This window comes from Agreia bicolorata (genome assembly GCF_000938265.1).
Classification (GTDB): domain Bacteria; phylum Actinomycetota; class Actinomycetes; order Actinomycetales; family Microbacteriaceae; genus Agreia; species Agreia bicolorata.
Genome location: NZ_JYFC01000007.1, coordinates 193,150 through 214,169 on the forward strand (window position 1 = coordinate 193,150; position 21,020 = coordinate 214,169).

Genomic DNA, 21,020 nt, shown 5'->3' on the forward strand with positions numbered 1-21,020 from the left:
GCTATGAGCAGCGTGACCGCACCACCCCGCATTCGCACCTACGAGGTCCGCACTTTCGGTTGTCAAATGAACGTCCACGACTCCGAGCGACTCTCTGGCTCGCTCGAAGCCGCGGGTTATGTGAAGGCCGAACCCGGCACCGAGGCCGACACTGTTGTGATCAATACGTGCGCGGTGCGAGAGAACGCAGACAACAAGCTCTACGGCAATCTCGGTTATCTGGCGAGCGTCAAGCGCAGGCACGATGGTATGCAGATCGCCGTGGGCGGCTGCCTTGCCCAGAAAGACAAGAACACGATCCTCACGAAGGCTCCGTGGGTCGATGTGGTCTTCGGCACCCACAACATGGGGTCCCTGCCCAGCCTGCTCGAGAGAGCCCGCCACAACGGCGAAGCTCAGATAGAGATCCTCGACTCGCTCGAGACTTTCCCATCGACGCTTCCGACGAAACGCGATTCGACCTACAGCGGATGGGTATCGATCTCGGTCGGCTGCAACAACACCTGCACCTTCTGCATCGTGCCTGCCCTTCGAGGCAAAGAGAAAGACAGGCGCCCGGGCGATGTGCTGGCCGAGATCCAGGCGCTGGTCGACGACGGCGCGATCGAGGTCACGCTTCTGGGGCAGAACGTCAACTCCTACGGTGTGGAGTTCGGCGATCGATTCGCATTCTCCAAACTCCTGAGGGCCGCGGGTGCCATTCCTGGCCTGGAGCGCATTCGCTTCACCAGCCCTCACCCGGCCGCATTCACCGACGATGTGATCGACGCGATGGCAGAGACGCCTGCGGTGATGCCTCAACTTCACATGCCGCTGCAGTCGGGGTCAGACAGGGTGCTCAAGGCCATGAGACGCTCTTACCGTTCCACGAAGTTCCTGGGAATCCTCGATCGTGTGAGGCAGCAGATCCCGCACGCGGCGATCAGCACCGACATCATCGTGGGATTCCCCGGCGAGACCGAGGAAGACTTCGCGGAGACTCTGAGGGTGGTCGAAGAGGCGCGCTTCGCCACGGCCTTCACTTTCCAGTATTCGATCCGCCCTGGAACACCGGCGGCCACCATGCCCGATCAGGTGCCCAAAGCGGTAGTGCAGGAACGCTACGAGAGACTGGCTGCTCTCCAAGACCGCATCTCTTGGGAGGAGAACCAGCGTGTGATCGGTCGTGAGGTCAACGTACTGGTCGCCAACGGTGAAGGGCGCAAAGATTCCGACACACACCGTCTGAGCGGCAGGGCAGAAGATTCGCGGCTTGTGCACTTCGAAGTGTCACCCACATCGTCCGTTCCGCGTCCTGGAGATATCGTCACCGTCGTCGTCACCGAGGCCGCGCCGTTCCACCTGATCGCCGACTCCGATGGCAAGCCTCTTCGGGTTCGCCGCACCAGAGCGGGCGATGCATGGGATCGTGCCGCTGCCGAATCCTGCGGTGTGCCGACACCGGCAGCCGGAGGGCCATCCGATGGTCCGCGTCCGGTTTCTCTCGGCCTTCCCACGCTACGAGTCGGCACTGTTCCCATCTACGACCTCGCCGACGGTGAGCGGTAGCGGTCCGAGCGGCGACTCCACCGTCGCAGACGTTGTCGTGGTCGTTGGGGCCACCGGAACAGGAAAGTCCGGCCTCGCCCTCGACCTGGCCGAAGGCCTCTCGCAGCGCGGTCGTCGCGCCGAAGTGGTGAACGCCGATGCGATGCAGCTGTATCGCGGCATGGACATCGGCACTGCCAAGCTGCCACCCGATGAGCGCCGTGGTATTCCCCATCACCTCCTCGATGTGCTCGACGTCACTCAGGAGAATTCTGTCGCCGACTTTCAGGCGTCGGCTCGTGCCGAGATCGATGCGATCCTCGAACGTGGCAACGTTCCAATCCTCGTCGGGGGATCGGGCCTCTACGTGTCGAGCGTGATCTTCGACTTCGACTTCCCCGGCACAGACGCGGCCATACGAGCGCGTCTCGAAGCCGAACTGATCGCAGACGGCCCCGGGTCGCTATACAGGCGGCTCAAGGAGCGTGATGAGGCTGCGGCTGCGGCTATCGGATCGCAGAACGGCCGCAGGCTGGTGCGCGCGCTCGAGGTCTTCGAGATGACCGGGCGAACGCTGACGGGAACCCTGCCGGGTGCGCCGGTCGAGTGGCGAAGCTCGACCATCATCGCCCTTGAGATGCCCCGCCCGGATCTCGTGGCACGTCTCGACGAACGTGTGGTGGGGATGTGGCGAGACGGAATCGTCGAGGAAGCGGCGGCACTCCGATCTGAAGGTCTAAGCCCTCTTACAACCGCCGGCAAGGCGATCGGATATGCGCAGGCGCTCGCACAATTGGCCGGTGGGATCGGCGTAGATGAGGCGATCGAGTCGACCCAGGCGCTGACCCGACGCTATGCCCGAAGGCAGGTTGGCTGGTTCAAACGCTATGCCTCATCGGTCACCGTGGATGCTCGCGATCCGGATGCGCCGGCCAGGGCGCTCTCGCAGACCCTAGGCTTGCATGATGGCGACTGAACTTCACTTCACCAAAGGGCACGGCACGGGCAACGATTTTGTGCTGTACACCGATGCTGAGGGCAACAACGACCTGACACCGGCCCAGGTCGCGGCCATCTGCGATCGGCATTTCGGAGTCGGTGCCGACGGAGTGATCCGCGCGGTCAGGTCCGACAGCCTGCCTGATGGAGCGGCTGCTCTGGCCGAAGATCCGGCTGCCGAGTGGTTCATGGACTATCGGAACGCAGACGGATCGATTGCCGAGATGTGCGGCAACGGCATCCGGGTCTACACGCGCTACCTCATCGACAACGGACTGGTCGAGTTGGGCCCCGGCGACACTCTCGCCATCGGTACGAGAGCGGGCGTGCGCGACGTTCAGCGCAGCACGACCGGCTTCCAGGTCGACCTCGGGCGATGGCGTCTCGAACCGGGCGAGCCTGTTGTGCGCGCACGAAACCTTGCGGTCGCTCGCCCGGGCCAGGGCATCAATGTGGGCAATCCGCACGTCGTCGTGGCCCTCGCAGACGCCGACGAACTCGCGTCTGCCGACCTGGCCTATATCCCGCAGATCGACCCCGAGCCCGCAGACGGGGCGAACGTCGAGTTCGTGGTGCCGCATGAGCCTCTCGTCGCAGACGGCGTCGGACGTATCACGATGAGGGTTCATGAGCGGGGCAGCGGAGAGACCCTTTCATGCGGCACAGGTATTGCTGCGGCCGCGTTGGCCACACGTCACTGGGCGGGCCGCGGAGCTCCGAACATCTGGAGGGTCGATGTGCCGGGCGGCACGGTCGGAGTTCGTATGTTCGCGGCAGAGGACGGCGAGCATGTCTCGTTGTCTGGCCCGGCAGAACTCGTGTTCGAGGGAGACCTCTCGCTCGGGTAGCGGGAGAGTCGTTTAGGAGATCGAACGGGCGCGCAGCACTCTGTAGCCCTTGTTGGTCGCAGCTCGAACGATCTGAATCTCCGAGGAGAACTCGGCCTGAATCCAGCGCTGCAGTGAGTCGGACCCGAGGTTGCGTTGCACGACGAGCCAGGCATCCGAGCCCTTCTCCAGTCGCGGCAGCCAGGTCTTCATGATCGTGTGTAGCTCTGCCTTACCGACTCTGATCGGCGGATTCGACCAGATGGTCATGAACGAGATGTCTGCGGGGACATCCGACGCCAGAACGGCGTTGACGTTCGTGAGGCCGAGGCGCTCGGCGTTGGCGCGAACGAGATCGAGTGCCCGCTCGTTGACGTCGACTGCCCAGACCTGGGCCCGCGGAGAGAGAAGCGCGAGCGTCAGAGCGATCGGCCCCCAGCCGCATCCGAGGTCGAGCAGATTGCCGCCGGGTGGGGGCGCCGGCGTGTTGGCGAGGAGTACCTGTGTGCCCACGTCGACGTGATCGGGGCTGAAGACGCCGCCGGCTGTCACGAGGGTGTGGTCTGCGTCGGCGAGACGCACCGAGATCTCTCGAGGAATGAGGGGACTCGCCGGTGTGGCGGAGAAATAGTGCTCATTCGTCATAGAGGGACAGTAGCAAACGTGAGGGGGATATCCTTGTCTCAGATGACCGAAAAAACTGAAGCAACAACAGAGAACCACGACAGCGACGACGTGGTCGCGAGAGTGCTGGCCAGAGCGGAGACGCGGGCAGCGGGATACTCGCTTTTCACAAACTCGGCGGCTCAGGCTCTGCAACTTGACACGACGGGCCGCGAATCCGGATTCGACGGGGACCAGAGCGAACGAGAAGACCGGCAGGCCCTGCGCCGTGTCGTAGGTCTCTCGACCGAACTCGAAGACGTCACAGAGGTCGAGTACCGACAGCTGCGCATCGAGAATGTCATTCTCATCGGGGTGTACACGCAGGGCAGCTTGACCGACGCGGAGAACTCCATGCACGAACTGGCTGCGCTGGCCGAAACCGCGGGTGCCGTTGTGCTCGAGGGTTTGCTGCAGCGCAGGCCAACGCCGGACCCCAGCACCTACTTCGGCAAGGGCAAGGCCCAAGAGCTGCGCGATCTCGTGCAGTCTCTCGGCGCGGATACGGTGATCGCCGACAACGAGCTGGCGCCGAGCCAACGACGCGCGCTCGAAGACGTCGTCAAGGTCAAGGTGATCGACCGCACGGCAGTGATCCTCGACATCTTCAGCCAGCACGCCAAGAGCCGCGAGGGCAAGGCTCAGGTCGAGCTCGCCCAGCTCGAGTACTTGCTGCCGAGGCTCCGAGGCTGGGGTGACTCGATGTCGCGTCAGGCCGGTGGTCAGGTTGGTGGTGCCGGAGCCGGAATGGGATCGCGTGGCCCTGGTGAGACGAAGATCGAGCTCGATCGCCGCCGCATCCACACTCGTATGGCGCGGCTACGCAAGCAGATCGTGGAGATGAAGCCGGCGCGCGACGCCAAGCGTGCGAATCGCAAACGCAACGCCGTTCCGTCGGTCGCGATCGCCGGTTACACGAACGCCGGCAAGTCGTCGCTGCTCAACCGAGTGACGCGCGCAGGGGTTCTCGTGGAGAACGCATTGTTCGCGACGCTCGATTCGACGGTTCGAAAATCCACCGCCGCAGACGGACGCCAGTACACGTTCGCCGACACCGTCGGCTTCGTGCGCAACCTTCCCCATCAGCTGGTCGAGGCCTTCCGCTCGACGTTGGAAGAGGTGGCCGACGCCGATGTGATTATCCACGTCGTCGACGGCGCGCATCCAGACCCAGCGAGCCAGCTCGCCACGGTCAGGGATGTGATCGGTGAGGTAGGTGCTCGAGGAATCCCCGAGATCGTGGCCTTCAACAAGAGCGACCTGATCTCCGAGAGCGATCGCATCGTCTTGAGGGGTCTCGAGCCTCGCTCGGTCTTCGTCTCGGCGCGAACCGGCGAAGGCATAGCGGAACTGCTCGAGATGGTCGAACAGGCGCTACCCAAACCGACGATCACCGTCGACGTGCTGCTTCCGTACGAGCGAGGCGATCTGGTGGCCCTGCTGCACGACCACAACACCGTGCTGAGCACCGACTACGAAGAGGCAGGAACCCGAGTCCGCGCGCTGGTCAACCCAGAGTACGAGCAGACCCTCGAGGAGTTCGCGGTTTCCCGCTGACGTCTCCTTGATTCGCGACGACCCTGAGGCCGTTCGCTTGCCTTCAGAGGGTCGTTGGTGGCCGATTGTGTGGGAGGCCCCGGACGATGATTCGTCCGGGGCCTCCTGGTTTGCTGTCGTGCCGTGCCGCTCGTCAGCGCACGGAGCGCAGGACGGATACGACCTTGCCAAGCACCTGCGCGTGGTCGCCCATGATCGGCTCGAAATTCGAGTTGCGGGGGAGCAGCCAGGTGTGTCCGTCGCGCTGTCGGAACACCTTCACGGTGGCCTCGCCGTCGAGCATCGCGGCGACGATGTCTCCATTCTCGGCAGTCTGCTGCGATCGGACCACAACGAAGTCGCCGTCGCAGATCGCGGCATCGATCATCGACTCTCCGACGACCTTCAGCATAAAAAGGTCTCCGCTGCCGACCAGCTGGCGGGGAAGAGGGAAGACCTCTTCGACCTGCTGCTCGGCTGTGATCGGAATACCCGCGGCGATTCGACCCACCAGTGGCACGAGAGCCGCGTCACCCATCGGTGCAGACGAGTCGGATGATTCGACGGACTCAGCCGACAACTCGGACGTCGGAATGTCGATCAGGACTTCCATGGCGCGAGGGCGATTCGGGTCGCGACGAAGGTAGCCACTCAGCTCGAGTTGATTGAGCTGGTGCGTCACACTCGACAGCGAGGCCAGGCCGACGGCGTCACCGATTTCTCGCATGCTCGGCGGATAGCCGCGCTGGCTCACCGATCGTTGAACGAACCCGAGGATCGCCAACTGCTTCTCCGAGAGACTCTTGCGTCGTCTCGTTCCACGTTCCGTGGTCATGGGTCCCGCTTTCCGTCGGCGTCGTATTGGAGTGTGCTGCCGGCCCGAACGACTGATGTCGGTGGCTGGTGATGCACTGTCGGTGGCTGGTGATGCAATTCGTACCGACAGTCGAAACTGTATCCAACTCAGGGTGCAAACAAAACACATGTTCGAGTGTGTCGTCATATTTGTCGACTTTCGAGCTTGATCTATCGAACATTCGAAGCTATATTCGGAACACAGCTTCGTATCCGGTGCTCCCGGCCGAGCACCGGATACGAATTTCTCCTGGAGGTTGCCATGACCGCACTACCCGCCACCGCGTCGCACACCGTTCGCCTGCGCATCACTCGCCGTGGCCGTGTCGTCCTTGCGGCCTTGGCCTCAATTCCGCTTATTGCGGGCATGGTGGCGCTCGCGCTGTTCGGTGCGAACAGTGCGGTTGCAGACGGCGCCGAATCTTCTGCAGCGTCTCAGACCTTCGACTACGTCACCATTCAGGCGGGCGAGACTCTGTGGGCGCTTGCCGAAGAAATTGCACCCTCTGCCGACCCGCGCGATGTCATCGCCGACATCGTGAGCCTCAATCAGCTTCCGTCCGCTGAGGTCCAGCCGGGGCAGAAGCTTGCTGTTCCCAACGAATACTGAGTCGCGTAATGCAGTGGGCATGGCACACTAAAATCGTCACGTGACCTCACTCGACGACCTTCCTATTCGTGACGACCTCAGGGGCAAGTCTCCCTACGGAGCTCCCCAGAAGCATGTTCGCATCGAACTGAATGTCAACGAGAACACGCACCCGATTCCCGAACCGGTCGCCCGAGACATCATCGAATCTCTTGCGAGGGCCATTCTGACGATCAATCGCTACCCCGATCGGGAGTTTTCGCAGCTCCGCGACAGCCTTGCCGGGTATCTCGGTCACGGATTAACGCGAGACAACATCTGGGCCGCAAACGGGTCTAACGAGATTCTGCAGCAGATCATGCAGGCGTTCGGTGGCCCGGGCAGATCGATTCTGGGGTTCCCGCCCACCTACTCGATGCACTCCATCATTGCTTCGGGCACGGGAACTCGATGGGTCTCTGCTGAGCGTGACACCGACTTTCAGATCACTCCACGCACGGCGGTCGCTGCGATTCGTGAACACCAGCCCGACATTGTGATCTTCTGTTCCCCGAACAATCCCACGGGAACCCCTCTATCTCTCGAGACCATCGAGGCCGCCTACGACGCAACCGACAAGATTGTCATCGTCGATGAGGCGTACGCGGAGTTCGCCCCGTCGGGCGCTCCGTCGGCGCTCGCCCTTCTGCCCGGTCGTCCGCGGCTCATCGTCTCGCGCACCATGAGCAAGGCCTTTGCGTTCGCCGGGGCGCGGCTGGGATACCTGGCGGCTGATCCATCGGTGGCCGACGCTCTTCGACTCGTTCGGCTTCCGTACCACCTGTCGTCTCTGACCCAGGCCGCGGCCGTGGCGGCGCTTCATCACTCGGACGAGATGCTCGCCATGGTCGATGACATCGCACGTCAGCGTGACCGAATCGTCGAGCGGCTCACCGAACTGGGGTATCACCCATGGCCGACCTGGTCGAACTTCGTTCTCTTCGGCGGGGTCGAGAACCCGTCGGAGGTCTTCGAAACCCTTCTCGAGCAGGGCATCATCATTCGCGACCTGGGCATCCCGGGTCATCTGCGGGTGAGTGCGGGCACCGAAGCCGAAACCAGCGCGTTCCTCGACGCGTTGGCCGCCCTCTCCTGAGTTGTCCCGCGTTCGTGCGGGTGCGCCGTACGGTGCGGTAGCGCGGCCGGTAAACTGAAGGCATGGCCACACCTTCCCGTACCGCCCGCCTGCAGCGTGCGACCAGCGAATCCAGCATCGAACTCTCGCTCGACCTCGACGGAACGGGTGAGAGTTCCATCTCGACGGGTGTGCCGTTCTTCGACCACATGCTCACCGCTTTCGCAAAGCACTCGCTGACGGATCTCACCGTGAAGGCGACGGGCGATGTCGATATCGATGTTCACCACACCGTTGAAGACGTGGGAATCGTGCTGGGCACGGCGATCAAGCAGGCACTCGGCGACAAGTCCGGCATCTCTCGATTCGGCGACGCGCTCGTTCCTCTCGACGAAGCGCTCGTGCAGGCCGTTGTCGACATCTCCGGACGCCCCTTCCTTGTTCACGGAGGTGAGCCGGCCGGCTTCGAGTTCCACCTCATCGGCGGCCACTTCACCGGGTCAATGGTGCGGCACGTCTTCGAGGCGATCACGTTCCACTCGGCAATGACCGTTCACGTCACTGTGATCGGTGGCCGCGACCCGCACCACATCGCCGAGGCCGAGTTCAAGGCGTTCGCCCGGGCCTTCCGCCAGGCGAAGTCGCTCGACCCTCTCGTTTCGGGTGTCCCTTCGACCAAGGGCGCCCTGTGACGGCGAAGACCGTCGTCGTTCTCGATTACGGAAGCGGAAACATCCACTCGGCCGCCAAGGCGCTGGAGCGAGCGGGGGCACGCGTGGAGCTCTCTCGAGACCGAACGCGGGTCATGGAGGCCGACGGGCTGTTCGTGCCCGGGGTCGGCGCCTTTTCTGCTGTGATGGAACAGTTGCGCGGTGTGCGGGGCGATGAGCTCATCGACAGACGCCTGGCCGGAGGTCGACCTGTTCTTGGGATCTGCGTGGGAATGCAGGTTATGTTCGACCGCGGTGTCGAACGCGGCATCGACACCGAAGGGCTCGGCGAATGGCCGGGCGCGGTCGAGCAGCTGCCGGCGGAGATTCTGCCCCACATGGGGTGGAACGTCGTCGATGCACCGAGTGACTCCGTGCTGTTCGATGGAATTCGCGATGAGCGCTTCTACTTCGTGCACTCCAATGCGGCTCAGCAGTGGTTGCTTCCGCCTCAGTCGCCGCTGCCCGCGCCGCGTGTGACCTGGGCTGACCACGATGGCCCCTTCATCGCGGCCGTCGAGAACGGTCCGCTGTCTGCGACGCAGTTCCACCCGGAGAAGTCGGGTGAGGCGGGCCTGCGACTGCTGCGCAACTGGATCGCGTCGCTCTGACCACGGGCCGATTTCGTCGGCCTCGGAGGAATCGTTAAGATCGCACGGGGTGTCCGCACGTGCGCCTGACAGAAACAAGAAGGACGCCATGAGCGAGTTCAGTATCAAGACCCCCGCACTCACCCTGCTGCCTGCCGTCGACATCGCCGATGGCAAGGCCGTGCGCCTTACGCAGGGCAAGGCCGGCACGGAGACGAACCACGGCGACCCCGTTGACGCTGCGGCGGACTGGATCGGCCAGGGAGCCGAATGGATTCATCTGGTCGACCTCGACGCGGCATTCGGACGAGGTGACAACCTTCACATCATCAAACGTGTCATCCACGCGGCGAAGGGTGTCAACATCGAACTGTCCGGAGGTATCCGCGACGACCGCAGTCTCGAGACGGCTCTCGAAAGCGGCGCGAAGCGCGTCAACCTCGGCACCGCGGCGCTCGAGAATCCGGAGTGGGCGGCCAGCGTCATCGCGAGCTATGGCGAGGCGATCGCCGTCGGGCTCGACGTGCGCGGCACGACCCTTGCCGCTCGGGGCTGGACGGAGGACGGGGGAGACCTCTGGGAGGTGCTCACCCGACTCGAGGAGGCGGGCTGCGCGCGGTACGTTGTGACCGATGTCACCAAAGACGGCACCCTCAAAGGACCGAATGTCGCGCTGCTGAAGCAGGTCATGGAGCGAACGGAGCGGCCGGTCGTCGCGTCGGGCGGTATTTCGAGCCTCGACGACATCGCGGAGCTGCGTGCGCTTGTGTCGCTCGGACTCGAAGGCGCGATCGTCGGACGAGCACTGTATTCCGGGGCATTCACGCTCGCCGAGGCATTGGACGTGGCGTCTGACTGAGCATCCGGGCGGCCATCCGCCCCACGATCGCCACGCGACAGATTCCGCCGGTCAGCCGTGGGCCGGCCGATCGTTCGACGCGAATTTCTTCGCGGGCGACTCCGGCGACGCACCCGAACGACTCATCGAAGCCCTCCGACGGTTCCGCACGGCGGAACTCGCGCAGGAGGACGTGCTCGATGCCGTGCGTGATGTTCGTCTTCTTGTGCCTCTCGTCGCTCACGCGGGTGAGACAGGTGTGGATGCGCATGGTCGCCGATTCGACAAGACCCAGGAGCTGTCGTTGGTCACCGTGAGCGCGCCGGATGGACGCCGCGTGCTTCCGGTCTTCACCTCCACCGAGGCCATGGCCGCCTGGAATCCGGCGGCCCGGCCCATACCGGCATCGGCCCGTCGCGCCGCCCTCGCCGCAGCGGGCGAGGACACCCCACTGATCGTGCTCGACCCCACGAGCGATACGGAGTTCGTCTTCCGCCGACCAATGCTCAGGGCCATCGCCGAGGGAACACCCTGGGTTCATCCGATCGCCGACGCCGGCATCGTCGCAGAATTCGAGCGAACGGTCGTTGGATTGCCGGCCGTGCGTGCCGTGCGGCTTGTCGACGGTGATCCGGATGCTCGGCTGTTGGGCCCACAGGTCGTCGTCGAGCTGGGGCTGGTGCCCGGCCTGACACGCCCGGAGCTCGACGAGGTGCTCGCGGCTCTTCAGCAGCGCTGGCAGCGCAGTGAATCCATCGCGGCAGGAGTGGACTCGCTCGGCATCAGGCTCGCCGAAGCCCGTTGAACCTGTCCGTCAGTTGACGGGGCCGGTGAGCTTCTCTCCGGGACCCTGGCCGACGGCATCCGGAATCGCCGATGCCTCGCGGAACGCAAGCTGCAAGGAACGCAGTCCGTCACGAAGGCTGCGGGCGTGCTGGTCGCCGATCTCGGGGGAGGCGCTCGTGACCAGGCCGGCCAAGGCGATGATGAGCTTGCGCGCCTCATCGAGGTCGATCTGATTCTCCGGATCGTCGGCGAGTCCCGTCTTGATCGCCGCGGCGCTCATGAGGTGCACGGCCGTCGTGGTGATCAGTTCGACCGCGGGCACCTCCGAGATATCGCGCGTGGCAGAGGAGGCCGAGTCGTCATATGCAAAGCTCATGAGGCGAGTCTAGGTTGCCAATCGCGGTGGGCTATGCCGTGACCGAAACCTCTGCTAGTATCTTCAAGGCTCTGGGGAACATGTTTGCCCCCAGTACGAAAAGTGGAGAATCTCCCACCCGCACACCGCTTCAACAGGTTACCGGGTAGATTGCACTCCGCTTCGGGTCAGAATGTCGATCCGAAGTAGACAGGGTGTGGTGCGCAGAACGGCTATCGCCGAAGTTCGCGCGCAGATTGTTCAAGGTTCGTGGCTGCGTGCTCACCTACGATCGCGCTGCCGAGCCCGGTGCCCAGACATCCATGTCTGTGAGCGCCGCACCAGCGATTGAAGGAGTAACGCATCAGCGATCCCCGTACCAACGACCGTATCCGGGTTTCCGAGGTTCGCCTCGTGGGACCTGCGGGTGAGCAGGTCGGCGTCGTCAGTATCGACGTCGCTCTCAAGCTTGCCCAGGAGGCAGACCTCGATCTGGTTGAGGTGGCCCCCAATAGCAAGCCGCCCGTTGCCAAGATCATGGATTACGGCAAGTTCAAGTACGAAGCTGCGCAGAAAGCTAAGGAAGCCCGTCGCAACCAGGCGAACACGATCCTCAAAGAGGTTCGTTTCCGCCTGAAGATCGACGTGCACGACTATGAGACGAAGCGCAAGCGTGCCGAGGGATTCCTCAAGGCCGGCGACAAGGTAAAGGCCATGATTCTGTTCCGAGGCCGCGAGCAGTCGCGTCCCGAGCAGGGAGTCCGTCTTCTCCAGCGCTTCGCGGAAGACGTATCCGAGTTCGGAGCCGTCGAATCGACGCCGACGATCGATGGCCGCAACATGGTCATGGTGATCGGGCCGTTGAAGAACAAGTCCGAGGCGAAGGCCGAGGCCAATGCCCAGCGGGCCGCATCGAAGACACGTCCCGGTGCAGACGAGACAGCAGCTGCAGCCCCCGAGGCCGCAGCGCCTGCTGCAACAGACACCGTCACGGCAGACTCTGCCGAGACGAAGTAGCACCCCACAAACCGAGCACGTCCCAAGGAGATATCAATGCCCAAGATGAAGACCCACTCCGGGTCCAAGAAGCGTTTCAAGGTCACTGGCACCGGCAAGCTCATGAAGCAGCAGGCCGGAATGCGTCACAACCTCGAGGTCAAGTCGGCGAAGCGCAAGGCTCGCCTGAACCAGGACCAGGTGTTGGCTCCCGCCGACTCGAAGGTCATCAAGAAGCTTCTCGGCCTGTAGTCGCCGACTCCAACGGAATAAGGAATTAGGAAATGGCAAGAGTAAAGAGGGCCGTCAACGCCCACAAGAAGCGTCGGGTCATCCTCGAGCGCGCCAGCGGATACCGCGGACAGCGTTCGCGTCTGTACCGCAAGGCCAAGGAGCAGGTCACCCACTCGCTCGTCTACTCGTACCGCGACCGTCGTGCCCGCAAGGGTGACTTCCGTCGCCTGTGGATCCAGCGCATCAACGCTGCGTCCCGCGCGAACGGCCTCACGTACAACCGTCTGATCCAGGGTCTCGGCCTTGCGGGCATCGAGGTCGACCGTCGCATCCTGGCCGATCTCGCCGTTCACGAGCCCGCCACGTTCGCGGCGCTCGTCGAGAGTGCTCGTGCCGCCCTCCCCGCCGACACGTCGGCGCCGAGGACCGCAGCCTAATAAGCTGTAGGGAACATCCATGTTCCTTTGACCCGAAAGAGGTCGCATGTCCCTCCTGGATAACCCGCGTTCGCCGCGGGTCCGGGCAGTGGCAAAGCTTTCCAAGAAAGGAGCCCGGTCTGAGACCGGGCTCTTTCTCTTGGAGGGGCCACAAGCCGTTTCCGAGGCGCTGACCTTCGCGCCCGACCTCGTCATCGACCTGTTCGCGACACCGTTCGCTCTCGACCGCTACGCCGACATCGCCGTCGCCGCTGAGAAGGCAGGTGTCGAGGCCGAGTTCGTGACCGAGACCGTGCTTCAAGCCATGGCCGACACCGTCACCCCTCAGGGGTTCGTCGCCGTCTGTCGGCAGTTCCCCACCGCGCTGAAGGACATCTTCAGCGCATCGCCCCGCCTGATCGCGATCCTCGAAGAGGTGCGCGATCCCGGAAACGCGGGAACGATCATCCGGGCCGCTGATTCTGCCGGTGCCGACGCGGTGATCCTCACCGGTCGTAGTGTCGACCTGTACAACCCGAAGGTCGTGCGTTCGACCACAGGGTCGCTGTTCCACCTGCCCGTCGCGGTCGAGGCGAGCCTCGCCGACGTGAGGGCGCGCGCAAGCGAGGCAGGCATCCAGATTCTTGCCGCCGACATCAAGGGCGACGACATGCTGACCGCCCGAAACTCCGGAGTGCTTGACGCGCCGACGGCGTGGCTGTTCGGCAACGAGGCACGCGGTCTGACCGACGAAGACCTCGCCCTTGCAGACCATGCCATCTCGGTGCCGATCTACGGGCAGGCCGAGTCGATGAACCTGGCGACTGCCGCATCCGTCTGTCTCTACGAAAGCGCGTTCGCTCAGCGAAGCAAGTGATTCCCGCGTCGTACGCTGCGCGAACAGGGCGATCACGGTTAGATAACCGTCGAGGTTCTGACACACGCCGGTAACACGATGTCCCCTACGGTGGGGGGCATGGAGTCCACCAACGCCGATGCCCCTGTCAACGATGCGGTGGCAGGTCCGGCCACGTCGAACATCTCTGTTCGCCGGGGCGAGCCTCTCGTTGTGCTGAGTGACGTGAACAAGCACTACGGCGAGCTTCACGTCTTGAACGACATCAACACCGTCGTGAATCGGGGCGAGGTCGTTGTTGTCATCGGGCCGAGTGGCTCGGGCAAATCGACTTTCTGCAGAGCGATCAACCGGCTTGAGACGATCGATTCGGGAAGCATCACGATCGACGGCCATGCCCTACCCGAAGAGGGCAAGGCTCTCGCCGAGCTACGTGCCGATGTGGGCATGGTCTTCCAGTCGTTCAACCTCTTCGCCCACAAGACCATTCTCGAGAACGTCACTCTGGCGCCGATCAAGGTGCGCAAGCTCTCGAAGAAGGCGGCCGAGGAGCGTGGCATGGCGATGCTCGAGCGGGTCGGAATCGCCAACCAGGCCAACAAGATGCCGGCGCAGCTGTCTGGCGGTCAGCAGCAGCGCGTCGCCATCGCTCGCTCGCTCACGATGCAGCCCAAATTGATCCTGATGGATGAGCCGACGAGCGCGCTCGACCCCGAGATGATCAACGAGGTGCTCGACGTGATGGTCGGACTCGCCAAAGACGGCATGACCATGATCGTCGTCACCCACGAGATGGGTTTTGCCCGCAAGGCCGCCGATCGCGTGATCTTCATGGCTGACGGTCGCATCGAAGAAGAGACGACCCCCGAGCAGTTCTTCACGAACCCCCAGTCGCACAGGGCGCAGGACTTCCTGTCGAAAATACTCGACCACTGACATGAGTGGTCGGGCACGCAGCATACGGAGAGAGGTACGAAACCGATGAGAATATCGAAAAAACTGAGCATTGCCGCTATGGCCGCAGCGACCATGATCGTGATGGCCGGATGCGCCGGGTCACTCGACGAGGCCGAGACAACAACGACGCCGGAACCGGCCCCCACGTTCGCCGCTGGATCGACGATGGAACGTCTCGCTGAGTCGGGCACGATCACCATCGGCACGAAGTTCGACCAGCCGCTGTTCGGCCTGACGGACATCGACGGAACACCCAAGGGCTTCGACGTCGAGATCGGCAAGCTGATCGCCGCGAAGCTCGGCATCGCAGAAGACAAGATCGTCTGGAAAGAGGCCGTCTCCGCCAACCGCGAGCCCTTCATTCAGAACGGCGAGGTCGACATCGTGGTGGCCACCTACACGATCAATGACAAGCGCAAAGAGGTCATCTCCTTCGCGGGCCCGTACTACGAGGCCGGCCAGTCGATCCTCGTGAAGGCCGACAACGACGACATCAAGTCGGAGAAGGACCTCGTCGGCAAGCCGGTCTGTTCCGTCACAGGGTCAACTCCCGCCGCAAAACTGGCCGAGATCGGCGCCGAGCCGCTGCTTACTGACACCTACACGAACTGCCTCGAGCCGCTTCGCGGTGGACAGGCCGTCGCGGTCTCGACTGACAACGTGATTCTCGCGGGTCTGGCAGACCAGAGCTCTGGTGAGTTCAAGGTCGTCGGCAAGCCGTTCACCAAGGAGCCTTACGGAATCGGACTGGCGAAAGACGACACCGAGTTCCGCAACTTCATCAACGACACCCTCGAGGAGTCGTACAAGGATGGCAGCTACAAGGCAGCCTGGGAGGCCACAGCCGGCAAGGTGCTCGAGTACGTCGAGCCCCCGGCAGTCGACCGGTACTAGCACGTAGCCCGATGGGAGGGCCGGCCGCGATACGACCCGCAACCGACCCTCCCATCGGGTGAACAGACCGACTGTCCCTCCGCACGAGATGAGTCCATAGTGAACGCCGTCATCGAGAACCTGCCCCGGTTCATCGAAGCCTTCGGGATGACCCTCTGGCTGCTCGTGCTCTCGGGAGCATGCGCCCTGATCATCGGCACGGTGATAGCGGCGATGCGAATCTCGCCGGTGCCGTCGCTCAATGTCTTCGCGAGCGTCTACACCGAGCTGCTGCGCAATACGCCGCTGACGCTCGTGTTGTTCTTCTGTGCCTTCGTGTTGCCCCAGTTGGGCTCTCGGCTGCCCTACGAGTGGGCGGCGTTCCTCGGTCTCACCCTCTACACCTCGCCCTTCGTCGCGGAAGCTCTGCGATCGGGGATCAACGGTGTCGCGGTCGGACAGGCCGAAGCGGCCCGCAGTCTTGGTCTCGGCTTTATGCAGTCGACCACGCTGATCATCTTTCCGCAGGCGTTTCGCATGGTGATTCCGCCGCTGATCAACGTTTTGATCGCCCTCACCAAGAACACCTCGGTAGCCGGTGGATTCTTCGTCTTCGAACTCTTCTCGGCCGCCAAAGAGCTGACCAATGCCAACGGCAACGCAGTGATCGCCATCCTGCTCGCCGTTGCGGCGTTCTACCTCGCAGTCACCATTCCGCTCGGCATTCTGTCGGCGCGCCTAGAGAAGAAGCTGGCGGTACAGCGATGAGCGCCTCCGTTCTGTTCGACACCCCGGGGCCCCGCACCCGCCGCCGCTCGCGCATAGCCTCGGTGATCGTGGTGCTGCTGATCGCCGCGGGCCTCGCCTGGATCATCTACACGCTCGCCCAGCCCCGGGACTCCTCCGGAATCACCCTTCCCGGCTATTTCGACTGGTCGCGCTGGGACATCGTCGTTTTGGCCGACTTCTGGGTGCGCGTCTGGGGAGGCCTTCGTGCGACCCTTTTGGCGGCCGCAGCCGGTGCCGTGATGGCCCTCGTCGTCGGTGTGCTGTTCGCCATGCTGCGAACGTCTGTGTTCGCGGCCGTGCGTATCCCCACCACGATCGTGCTTGAGTTCTTCCGCGGCATGCCCGTGCTGCTGATGATGCTCTTCATCCTTCTTGTGGCATCGACCGGCGCATTCTGGGCCGTCGTACTGGCGCTCGGCGTGTACAACGGGGCCATCATCGGGGAGTCCCTGAGGGCAGGTCTCGCGGCTCTGCCGCGGGGCCAGCGCGAGGCGGGGCTGAGCCTCGGACTGACGGGTTTCCAGTCGAAGGTGTTCATCGAGTTCCCTCAGGCCTTCCGCCAGATGCTGCCGGTAATCATTGCGCAGTTGGTCGTGCTGCTGAAAGACACGAGCCTCGGCTACATCGTCGGGTACAACGAGCTCATCCGCACGACGATGAACAATCTTGGCAGCAGTGTTGGCAACCGCTATCTGTTCTCCTTGTTCCTCGTCACGCTGGTGATCTACCTTGCGGTCAACCTCTCTCTTTCCGCAGTGGCCCGTCGAGTTGCGCGCCGACGCAACCCGGGCAAGGTCCTCCCCAAAGACCAGATCACCCCGACGGCTTCGATCTCCGCGGTCGGCATGTCGAATGTGAACCCCGAGGACCAGACGACGGAGTAGCTCTCGTTCGGTCGCTAAACTTGGGAACCGTGTCTGACCCCATAGTGATATCCGACGAATCCGTTGCGGCGGCTGTCGATGCGGCCTTGGCTGCCATCTCAGAAGCCGACGACTCGACCGCCCTCAAGGCCGCGCGCAGCGCGCACGTGGGGGAGGCGTCGGTGCTGTCGCGCCTCAACGCCACGCTCCGCGACGTGCCCAAAGAGCAGAAGGCCGCAGCCGGCAAGCTCATGGGGCAGGCCCGCGCCCGCGTCGCCGAGGCTCTCGCCGAGCGTGAGGCGCACATCGTGGTCCGCGAAGAGCAGGCCCGGCTCGAGAGCGAATTCGTCGACGTGACGGCCCTGCCGAGCCGCGCCCGCGTGGGCGCCCGCCATCCGCTGTCGCTCCTGCAGGAACGCATCGCCGACATCTTCGTCGGCATGGGGTGGGAGGTCGCCGAGGGACCCGAACTCGAGAGCGAGTGGTTCAACTTCGATGCCCTCAACTTCGCTCCGGATCATCCCGCTCGGGCCATGCAGGACACCTTCTTCATCGAGCCCGTCGACGCACACCTGCTGCTTCGCACTCACACGTCGCCCGTGCAGATCCGTTCGCTGCTGTCACGAGAGCTTCCCGTCTATGTCATCGCGCCCGGTCGGGTGTACCGCACCGACGAACTCGACGCCACGCACACACCTGTGTTCATGCAGGTTGAGGGCATTGCGATCGACAAGGGGCTGACCATGGCGCACCTGCGCGGCACGCTCGAGCATTTCGCCCGTGCGATGTTCGGCGAGGGTGCAAAGATCCGTCTGCGCCCCAACTACTTCCCCTTCACCGAGCCGAGTGCCGAGATGGACGTGTGGCAGCCGAACGCGAAGGGCGGTGCGCGCTGGGTCGAGTGGGGTGGATGCGGAATGGTCAATCCCAACGTGCTGCTGTCGGCCGGCATCGATCCCGAGGAGTACCAGGGTTTCGCCTTCGGTATGGGCATCGAGCGAACACTTCAGTTCCGCAACGATGATCTCAATGACATGCGCGACATGGTCGAGGGCGATATCCGCTTCAGCCAGCAGTTCGGAATGGTGGTCTAGTCCATGCGTATCCCACTCGGATGGTTGGCAGAATTCGTCGACGTCACTCCCGGCTCTACCGTGGCCGATGTTCACGCGGCACTCGTCAAGGTCGGGCTTGAAGAAGAGGGCTCCCACGATTTCGACCTCACGGGGCCCATCGTGGTCGGCGAGGTGCTCGAATTCGTCGAGGAGCCGCAGTCGAACGGCAAGACGATCCGCTGGTGCAGCGTGCGCGTCGCGCCCGACGGCGAAAAGGCTCTGGATGGCGGTGCCGACGTGCGCGGCATCGTCTGCGGCGCGCACAACTTCGTGCCGGGAGACAAGGTCGTCGTGACCCTGCCCGGAGCGGTTCTGCCGGGAGGCTTCGCGATCGCGGCGCGCAAGACATATGGTCACGTCTCCGATGGCATGATCGCGTCGTCTCGTGAGCTGGGTCTTGGTGACGAGCACGATGGAATCCTCCGTCTGGCGACGCTCGGTCTCGACCCGGTGGTGGGCTCGGACGCGCTCTCGCTGCTGGGGCTCGACGATCAAGCCGTCGAGGTCAACGTCACGCCCGACCGTGGATACGCCTTCTCGATCCGAGGAATCGCGCGCGAATACGCCCACGCCACCGGGGCCGCCTTCCGCGATCCCGCGCTGGCGCCGGCAGTCGAGGATGCCTCCGGATTCGAGGTCGTGATCGACGACGAGGCTCCTATTCGCGGGCGCGTCGGTGCGACGGTCTTCGTGACCCGGCTGGTGCGCGATGTCGACCCGACAAAGCCGACGCCGCCGTGGATGGCGACCAGACTGAGTCTCGCCGGCATCCGCTCGATCTCGCTGATCGTCGACATCACCAATTACGTGATGCTCGAGCTCGGCCAGCCGATCCACGCCTACGACTTCGACAAGCTGACCGGAGGCATCCGGGTTCGCCGTGCCCGCCAGGGCGAGAAGCTCGTAACTCTCGACGATCAGACGCGTGCTCTCGATTCGGAAGACCTCGTGATCGCCGACGAATCCGGAGCCATCGGCCTCGCCGGAGTCATGGGCGGCGCATCGACCGAAATCGGCGATTCTTCGCGCACCGTGCTGGTCGAGGCGGCGAACTTCGATCCGGTTTCGATCGCCCGCACGGCCCGCCGGCACAAGCTGCCGAGCGAGGCGTCGCGTCGTTTCGAGCGCGGAGTCGACCCGGCAGTTGCCCCGGTGGCGGCGGCACGAGTCGTGCAACTGCTCGTAGACCTGGCCGGTGGCACGGCGGATCCGCTGGGCTCGTCGTACTCGCAGCATGTGCAGCCCGCACCCGTGGAACTGCCCGACGGATACATCTCGGGTCTCATCGGCGCCGACTTCACGGCAGAGGAGATCCGATCCGCGCTCGCCGAGATCGGTGGCCGCATCGTGGAGATCGAGGGCGGTCTGCTGGTGACGCCGCCGACCTGGCGCTCGGACATCACTCATAAGTCGGCGCTGGCCGAAGAGGTGGCCCGCATCGTGGGTTACGAGCGGATTCCGAGCGTGCTTCCCGTGGCCCCTCCGGGCCGGGGCCTCACCCGTGAGCAGTCTCTCCGCAGGCAGGCCTCGCAGACCCTGGCGTCGAGCGGGCTCGTCGAGGTCATGGCCTACCCATTCGTCTCGGAGGCCGCGGTACAGCTGTTCGGATCACAGACGGGCGATGCGGTCACCGCGGTTCGTGTGGCAAACCCGCTCGATGCCGAGGCACCGTATCTGCGCACGTCTCTGCTGCCTGGACTGCTCGACATCGTGCGCCGCAACCTCTCGCGCGGACTGCTCGACCTCGCCCTCTTCGAGACAGGTCTCGTCTTCCTGCCGGAACCCGGCGTCGAGTACGGCCGAGCGGAGCTGCCGCGCGGCGGCGCCCGTCCTACCGACGAGGTGCTCGCAGATCTCGACGCCGGCCTGCCGGCACAGCCGAGACACGTCGCTGTCGTTCTCGCCGGGAACGCCTGGGATAAGCAGCCCGGGCTTGACGCGCACCCGGTCGGCCTTGCCGATGCACTGGATTCCGTGCGTCAGCTCGGACTCGCCCTCGGACTCGAGATCCGCGCCGTACAGGGTTCGCACTCCGCACTGCACCCCGGCCGCACCGCGTCGCTCGTTGTGAGCACGACGCAGGGCGAGAGGGTCGTCGGTGTCGCGGGGGAGCTGCTGCCCCGCATCGCAGAGGATGCTCATCTGCCGCGCGTCGTCGCGGTGGCCGAGCTCTATCTCGATGCGCTGATCGACTTGTCGCCGCGAGAGGTCGCGGTGCAGCCGATCTTCGGATACCCCGCAGCGACGCAGGATCTGTCGTTGGTCGTTCGTCGGGGCACGCCTGCGGGCGAGGTCTCCGATGCGGTTGTGCGCGGTGCGGGCCCTCTGCTCGAGGACATCCGATTGGTCGACGACTACCGGGGTTCTGGTGTCGACGAGAATCAGAAGTCGCTGACGTTCGCGCTTCGCTTCCGCGCGGCCGACCGCACCCTCACCGCGAGCGAGGCGTCCGACGCCAAGCTCGCGGGCCTCGCCGTCGCCGCCGCGGAGTTCGGGGCGTCACTGCGCGAGTGAACAGAGCGACTAGATTTA

At 64.0% G+C, this 21,020-nt stretch carries 23 protein-coding genes; 20 read left to right on the forward strand and 3 right to left on the reverse strand.

Translation table 11 applies throughout. The annotated features are described in order from the left end of the window. The first annotated feature begins 3 nt into the window (after positions 1-3). The 3 genes from miaB to dapF are packed head-to-tail and all read left to right on the forward strand — an operon-like array spanning position 4 to position 3,374. Complete coding sequence (gene miaB, locus TZ00_RS15480; RefSeq protein WP_044443016.1) at positions 4-1,548, forward strand: tRNA (N6-isopentenyl adenosine(37)-C2)-methylthiotransferase MiaB; 1,545 nt, start codon at positions 4-6, stop codon at positions 1,546-1,548. Then, a complete protein-coding gene (miaA, locus tag TZ00_RS15485; RefSeq protein WP_044443017.1) occupies positions 1,538-2,503 on the forward strand; it encodes a tRNA (adenosine(37)-N6)-dimethylallyltransferase MiaA in 966 nt (321 codons plus the stop codon). Before miaB ends, miaA begins: the two co-directional genes overlap by 11 nt. Further along, positions 2,493-3,374, forward strand: coding sequence for a diaminopimelate epimerase (gene dapF, locus TZ00_RS15490; protein WP_044443018.1), 882 nt, complete (start codon positions 2,493-2,495; stop codon positions 3,372-3,374). The genes miaA and dapF overlap by 11 nt, the downstream gene beginning before the upstream one ends. Positions 3,375-3,386: 12 nt before the next feature. Here dapF and TZ00_RS15495 read toward each other — a convergent pair whose 3' ends face one another. After that, complete coding sequence (locus tag TZ00_RS15495; RefSeq protein ID WP_044443019.1) at positions 3,387-3,998, reverse strand: class I SAM-dependent methyltransferase; 612 nt, start codon at positions 3,996-3,998, stop codon at positions 3,387-3,389. Positions 3,999-4,040: 42 nt separating this feature from the next. Here TZ00_RS15495 and hflX point away from each other — a divergent pair, with 42 nt between their 5' ends. After that, a complete protein-coding gene (gene hflX, locus TZ00_RS15500) occupies positions 4,041-5,573 on the forward strand; it encodes a GTPase HflX (RefSeq protein ID WP_044443020.1) in 1,533 nt (510 codons plus the stop codon). Positions 5,574-5,706: 133 nt separating this feature from the next. On the opposite strand, the gene lexA is transcribed toward hflX, so the two are convergent. Further along, complete coding sequence (gene lexA, locus TZ00_RS15505) at positions 5,707-6,387, reverse strand: transcriptional repressor LexA (RefSeq protein ID WP_044443021.1); 681 nt, start codon at positions 6,385-6,387, stop codon at positions 5,707-5,709. Between the two features lie 282 nt (positions 6,388-6,669). Between lexA and TZ00_RS15510 the strand changes: the two genes are divergently transcribed. From TZ00_RS15510 to TZ00_RS15535, 6 genes are all read left to right on the forward strand, one after another. Beyond that, entirely contained in the window at positions 6,670-7,017 is a 348-nt protein-coding gene (locus tag TZ00_RS15510; protein ID WP_044443022.1) for a LysM peptidoglycan-binding domain-containing protein, read from the forward strand. A 40-nt stretch (positions 7,018-7,057) separates the two neighbouring features. Continuing rightward, positions 7,058-8,131 (forward strand): histidinol-phosphate transaminase, encoded by a 1,074-nt coding sequence (locus TZ00_RS15515; protein WP_044443023.1) that lies wholly within the window; start codon positions 7,058-7,060, stop codon positions 8,129-8,131. 62 nt (positions 8,132-8,193) lie between these two features. After that, positions 8,194-8,802 (forward strand): imidazoleglycerol-phosphate dehydratase HisB, encoded by a 609-nt coding sequence (gene hisB, locus TZ00_RS15520; protein WP_044443024.1) that lies wholly within the window; start codon positions 8,194-8,196, stop codon positions 8,800-8,802. Further along, positions 8,799-9,431 carry an imidazole glycerol phosphate synthase subunit HisH gene (hisH, locus tag TZ00_RS15525; RefSeq protein ID WP_044443025.1) on the forward strand — a complete coding sequence of 211 codons (633 nt, stop codon included), beginning with the start codon at positions 8,799-8,801 and terminating at the stop codon, positions 9,429-9,431. Before hisB ends, hisH begins: the two co-directional genes overlap by 4 nt. An 88-nt stretch (positions 9,432-9,519) precedes the next feature. Further along, the gene (gene priA / locus TZ00_RS15530) at positions 9,520-10,269 is read left to right on the forward strand and encodes a bifunctional 1-(5-phosphoribosyl)-5-((5-phosphoribosylamino)methylideneamino)imidazole-4-carboxamide isomerase/phosphoribosylanthranilate isomerase PriA (protein WP_044443026.1); all 750 of its coding nucleotides are present in this window, start codon (positions 9,520-9,522) and stop codon (positions 10,267-10,269) included. Further along, the gene (locus TZ00_RS15535) at positions 10,169-11,053 is read left to right on the forward strand and encodes an SseB family protein (protein WP_338010799.1); all 885 of its coding nucleotides are present in this window, start codon (positions 10,169-10,171) and stop codon (positions 11,051-11,053) included. Before priA ends, TZ00_RS15535 begins: the two co-directional genes overlap by 101 nt. Before the next feature lie 9 nt (positions 11,054-11,062). Here the strand turns inward: TZ00_RS15535 and TZ00_RS15540 are convergent, their stop codons facing one another. After that, the gene (locus TZ00_RS15540) at positions 11,063-11,410 is read right to left on the reverse strand and encodes a DUF1844 domain-containing protein (protein WP_044443027.1); all 348 of its coding nucleotides are present in this window, start codon (positions 11,408-11,410) and stop codon (positions 11,063-11,065) included. Between the two features lie 393 nt (positions 11,411-11,803). On the opposite strand from TZ00_RS15540, the gene infC reads away from it, so the two are divergent. The 10 genes from infC to pheT all read left to right on the forward strand — a co-directional run bounded on the left by infC (position 11,804) and on the right by pheT (position 21,002). Continuing rightward, complete coding sequence (gene infC, locus TZ00_RS15545; RefSeq protein ID WP_420796236.1) at positions 11,804-12,406, forward strand: translation initiation factor IF-3; 603 nt, start codon at positions 11,804-11,806, stop codon at positions 12,404-12,406. Between the two features lie 36 nt (positions 12,407-12,442). Beyond that, entirely contained in the window at positions 12,443-12,637 is a 195-nt protein-coding gene (rpmI, locus tag TZ00_RS15550) for a 50S ribosomal protein L35 (RefSeq protein WP_044443028.1), read from the forward strand. A gap of 32 nt (positions 12,638-12,669) precedes the next feature. Next, positions 12,670-13,056: a 50S ribosomal protein L20 gene (rplT, locus tag TZ00_RS15555; RefSeq protein ID WP_044443029.1), complete on the forward strand. Its 387-nt coding sequence runs from the start codon at positions 12,670-12,672 to the stop codon at positions 13,054-13,056. A 46-nt stretch (positions 13,057-13,102) separates the two neighbouring features. Next, positions 13,103-13,912, forward strand: a complete 810-nt coding sequence (locus tag TZ00_RS15560) for a TrmH family RNA methyltransferase (RefSeq protein ID WP_044443030.1) — start codon at positions 13,103-13,105, stop codon at positions 13,910-13,912. Between the two features lie 99 nt (positions 13,913-14,011). Beyond that, complete coding sequence (locus TZ00_RS15565) at positions 14,012-14,827, forward strand: amino acid ABC transporter ATP-binding protein (RefSeq protein WP_078715323.1); 816 nt, start codon at positions 14,012-14,014, stop codon at positions 14,825-14,827. A 78-nt stretch (positions 14,828-14,905) separates the two neighbouring features. Then, complete coding sequence (locus TZ00_RS15570) at positions 14,906-15,742, forward strand: glutamate ABC transporter substrate-binding protein (protein WP_420796237.1); 837 nt, start codon at positions 14,906-14,908, stop codon at positions 15,740-15,742. Between the two features lie 99 nt (positions 15,743-15,841). Then, positions 15,842-16,489 (forward strand): amino acid ABC transporter permease, encoded by a 648-nt coding sequence (locus TZ00_RS15575; protein ID WP_044443033.1) that lies wholly within the window; start codon positions 15,842-15,844, stop codon positions 16,487-16,489. Continuing rightward, positions 16,486-17,394, forward strand: a complete 909-nt coding sequence (locus tag TZ00_RS15580; RefSeq protein WP_084606201.1) for an amino acid ABC transporter permease — start codon at positions 16,486-16,488, stop codon at positions 17,392-17,394. Before TZ00_RS15575 ends, TZ00_RS15580 begins: the two co-directional genes overlap by 4 nt. 29 nt (positions 17,395-17,423) lie before the next feature. Next, positions 17,424-18,467: a phenylalanine--tRNA ligase subunit alpha gene (gene pheS / locus TZ00_RS15585; protein ID WP_044443136.1), complete on the forward strand. Its 1,044-nt coding sequence runs from the start codon at positions 17,424-17,426 to the stop codon at positions 18,465-18,467. Positions 18,468-18,470: 3 nt separating this feature from the next. Continuing rightward, positions 18,471-21,002 (forward strand): phenylalanine--tRNA ligase subunit beta, encoded by a 2,532-nt coding sequence (gene pheT, locus TZ00_RS15590; RefSeq protein ID WP_044443035.1) that lies wholly within the window; start codon positions 18,471-18,473, stop codon positions 21,000-21,002. The last annotated feature ends 18 nt before the right edge of the window (positions 21,003-21,020 follow it).

What these genes read in the sequence shown, in the direction of transcription:
- TZ00_RS15495 (WP_044443019.1), bottom strand. Translation starts at nt 3,998, where the DNA reads ATGACGAATGAGCACTATTTCTCCGCCACACCGGCGAGTCCCCTCATT.
- TZ00_RS15570 (WP_420796237.1), top strand. Translation starts at nt 14,906, where the DNA reads ATGGCCGCAGCGACCATGATCGTGATGGCCGGATGCGCCGGGTCACTC.
- rplT (WP_044443029.1), top strand. Translation starts at nt 12,670, where the DNA reads ATGGCAAGAGTAAAGAGGGCCGTCAACGCCCACAAGAAGCGTCGGGTC.
- TZ00_RS15510 (WP_044443022.1), top strand. Translation starts at nt 6,670, where the DNA reads ATGACCGCACTACCCGCCACCGCGTCGCACACCGTTCGCCTGCGCATC.
- pheT (WP_044443035.1), top strand. Translation starts at nt 18,471, where the DNA reads ATGCGTATCCCACTCGGATGGTTGGCAGAATTCGTCGACGTCACTCCC.
- rpmI (WP_044443028.1), top strand. Translation starts at nt 12,443, where the DNA reads ATGCCCAAGATGAAGACCCACTCCGGGTCCAAGAAGCGTTTCAAGGTC.
- TZ00_RS15540 (WP_044443027.1), bottom strand. Translation starts at nt 11,410, where the DNA reads ATGAGCTTTGCATATGACGACTCGGCCTCCTCTGCCACGCGCGATATC.
- dapF (WP_044443018.1), top strand. Translation starts at nt 2,493, where the DNA reads ATGGCGACTGAACTTCACTTCACCAAAGGGCACGGCACGGGCAACGAT.
- TZ00_RS15565 (WP_078715323.1), top strand. Translation starts at nt 14,012, where the DNA reads ATGGAGTCCACCAACGCCGATGCCCCTGTCAACGATGCGGTGGCAGGT.
- TZ00_RS15560 (WP_044443030.1), top strand. Translation starts at nt 13,103, where the DNA reads ATGTCCCTCCTGGATAACCCGCGTTCGCCGCGGGTCCGGGCAGTGGCA.
- miaB (WP_044443016.1), top strand. Translation starts at nt 4, where the DNA reads ATGAGCAGCGTGACCGCACCACCCCGCATTCGCACCTACGAGGTCCGC.
- priA (WP_044443026.1), top strand. Translation starts at nt 9,520, where the DNA reads ATGAGCGAGTTCAGTATCAAGACCCCCGCACTCACCCTGCTGCCTGCC.
- lexA (WP_044443021.1), bottom strand. Translation starts at nt 6,387, where the DNA reads ATGACCACGGAACGTGGAACGAGACGACGCAAGAGTCTCTCGGAGAAG.
- TZ00_RS15580 (WP_084606201.1), top strand. Translation starts at nt 16,486, where the DNA reads ATGAGCGCCTCCGTTCTGTTCGACACCCCGGGGCCCCGCACCCGCCGC.
- hflX (WP_044443020.1), top strand. Translation starts at nt 4,041, where the DNA reads ATGACCGAAAAAACTGAAGCAACAACAGAGAACCACGACAGCGACGAC.
- hisB (WP_044443024.1), top strand. Translation starts at nt 8,194, where the DNA reads ATGGCCACACCTTCCCGTACCGCCCGCCTGCAGCGTGCGACCAGCGAA.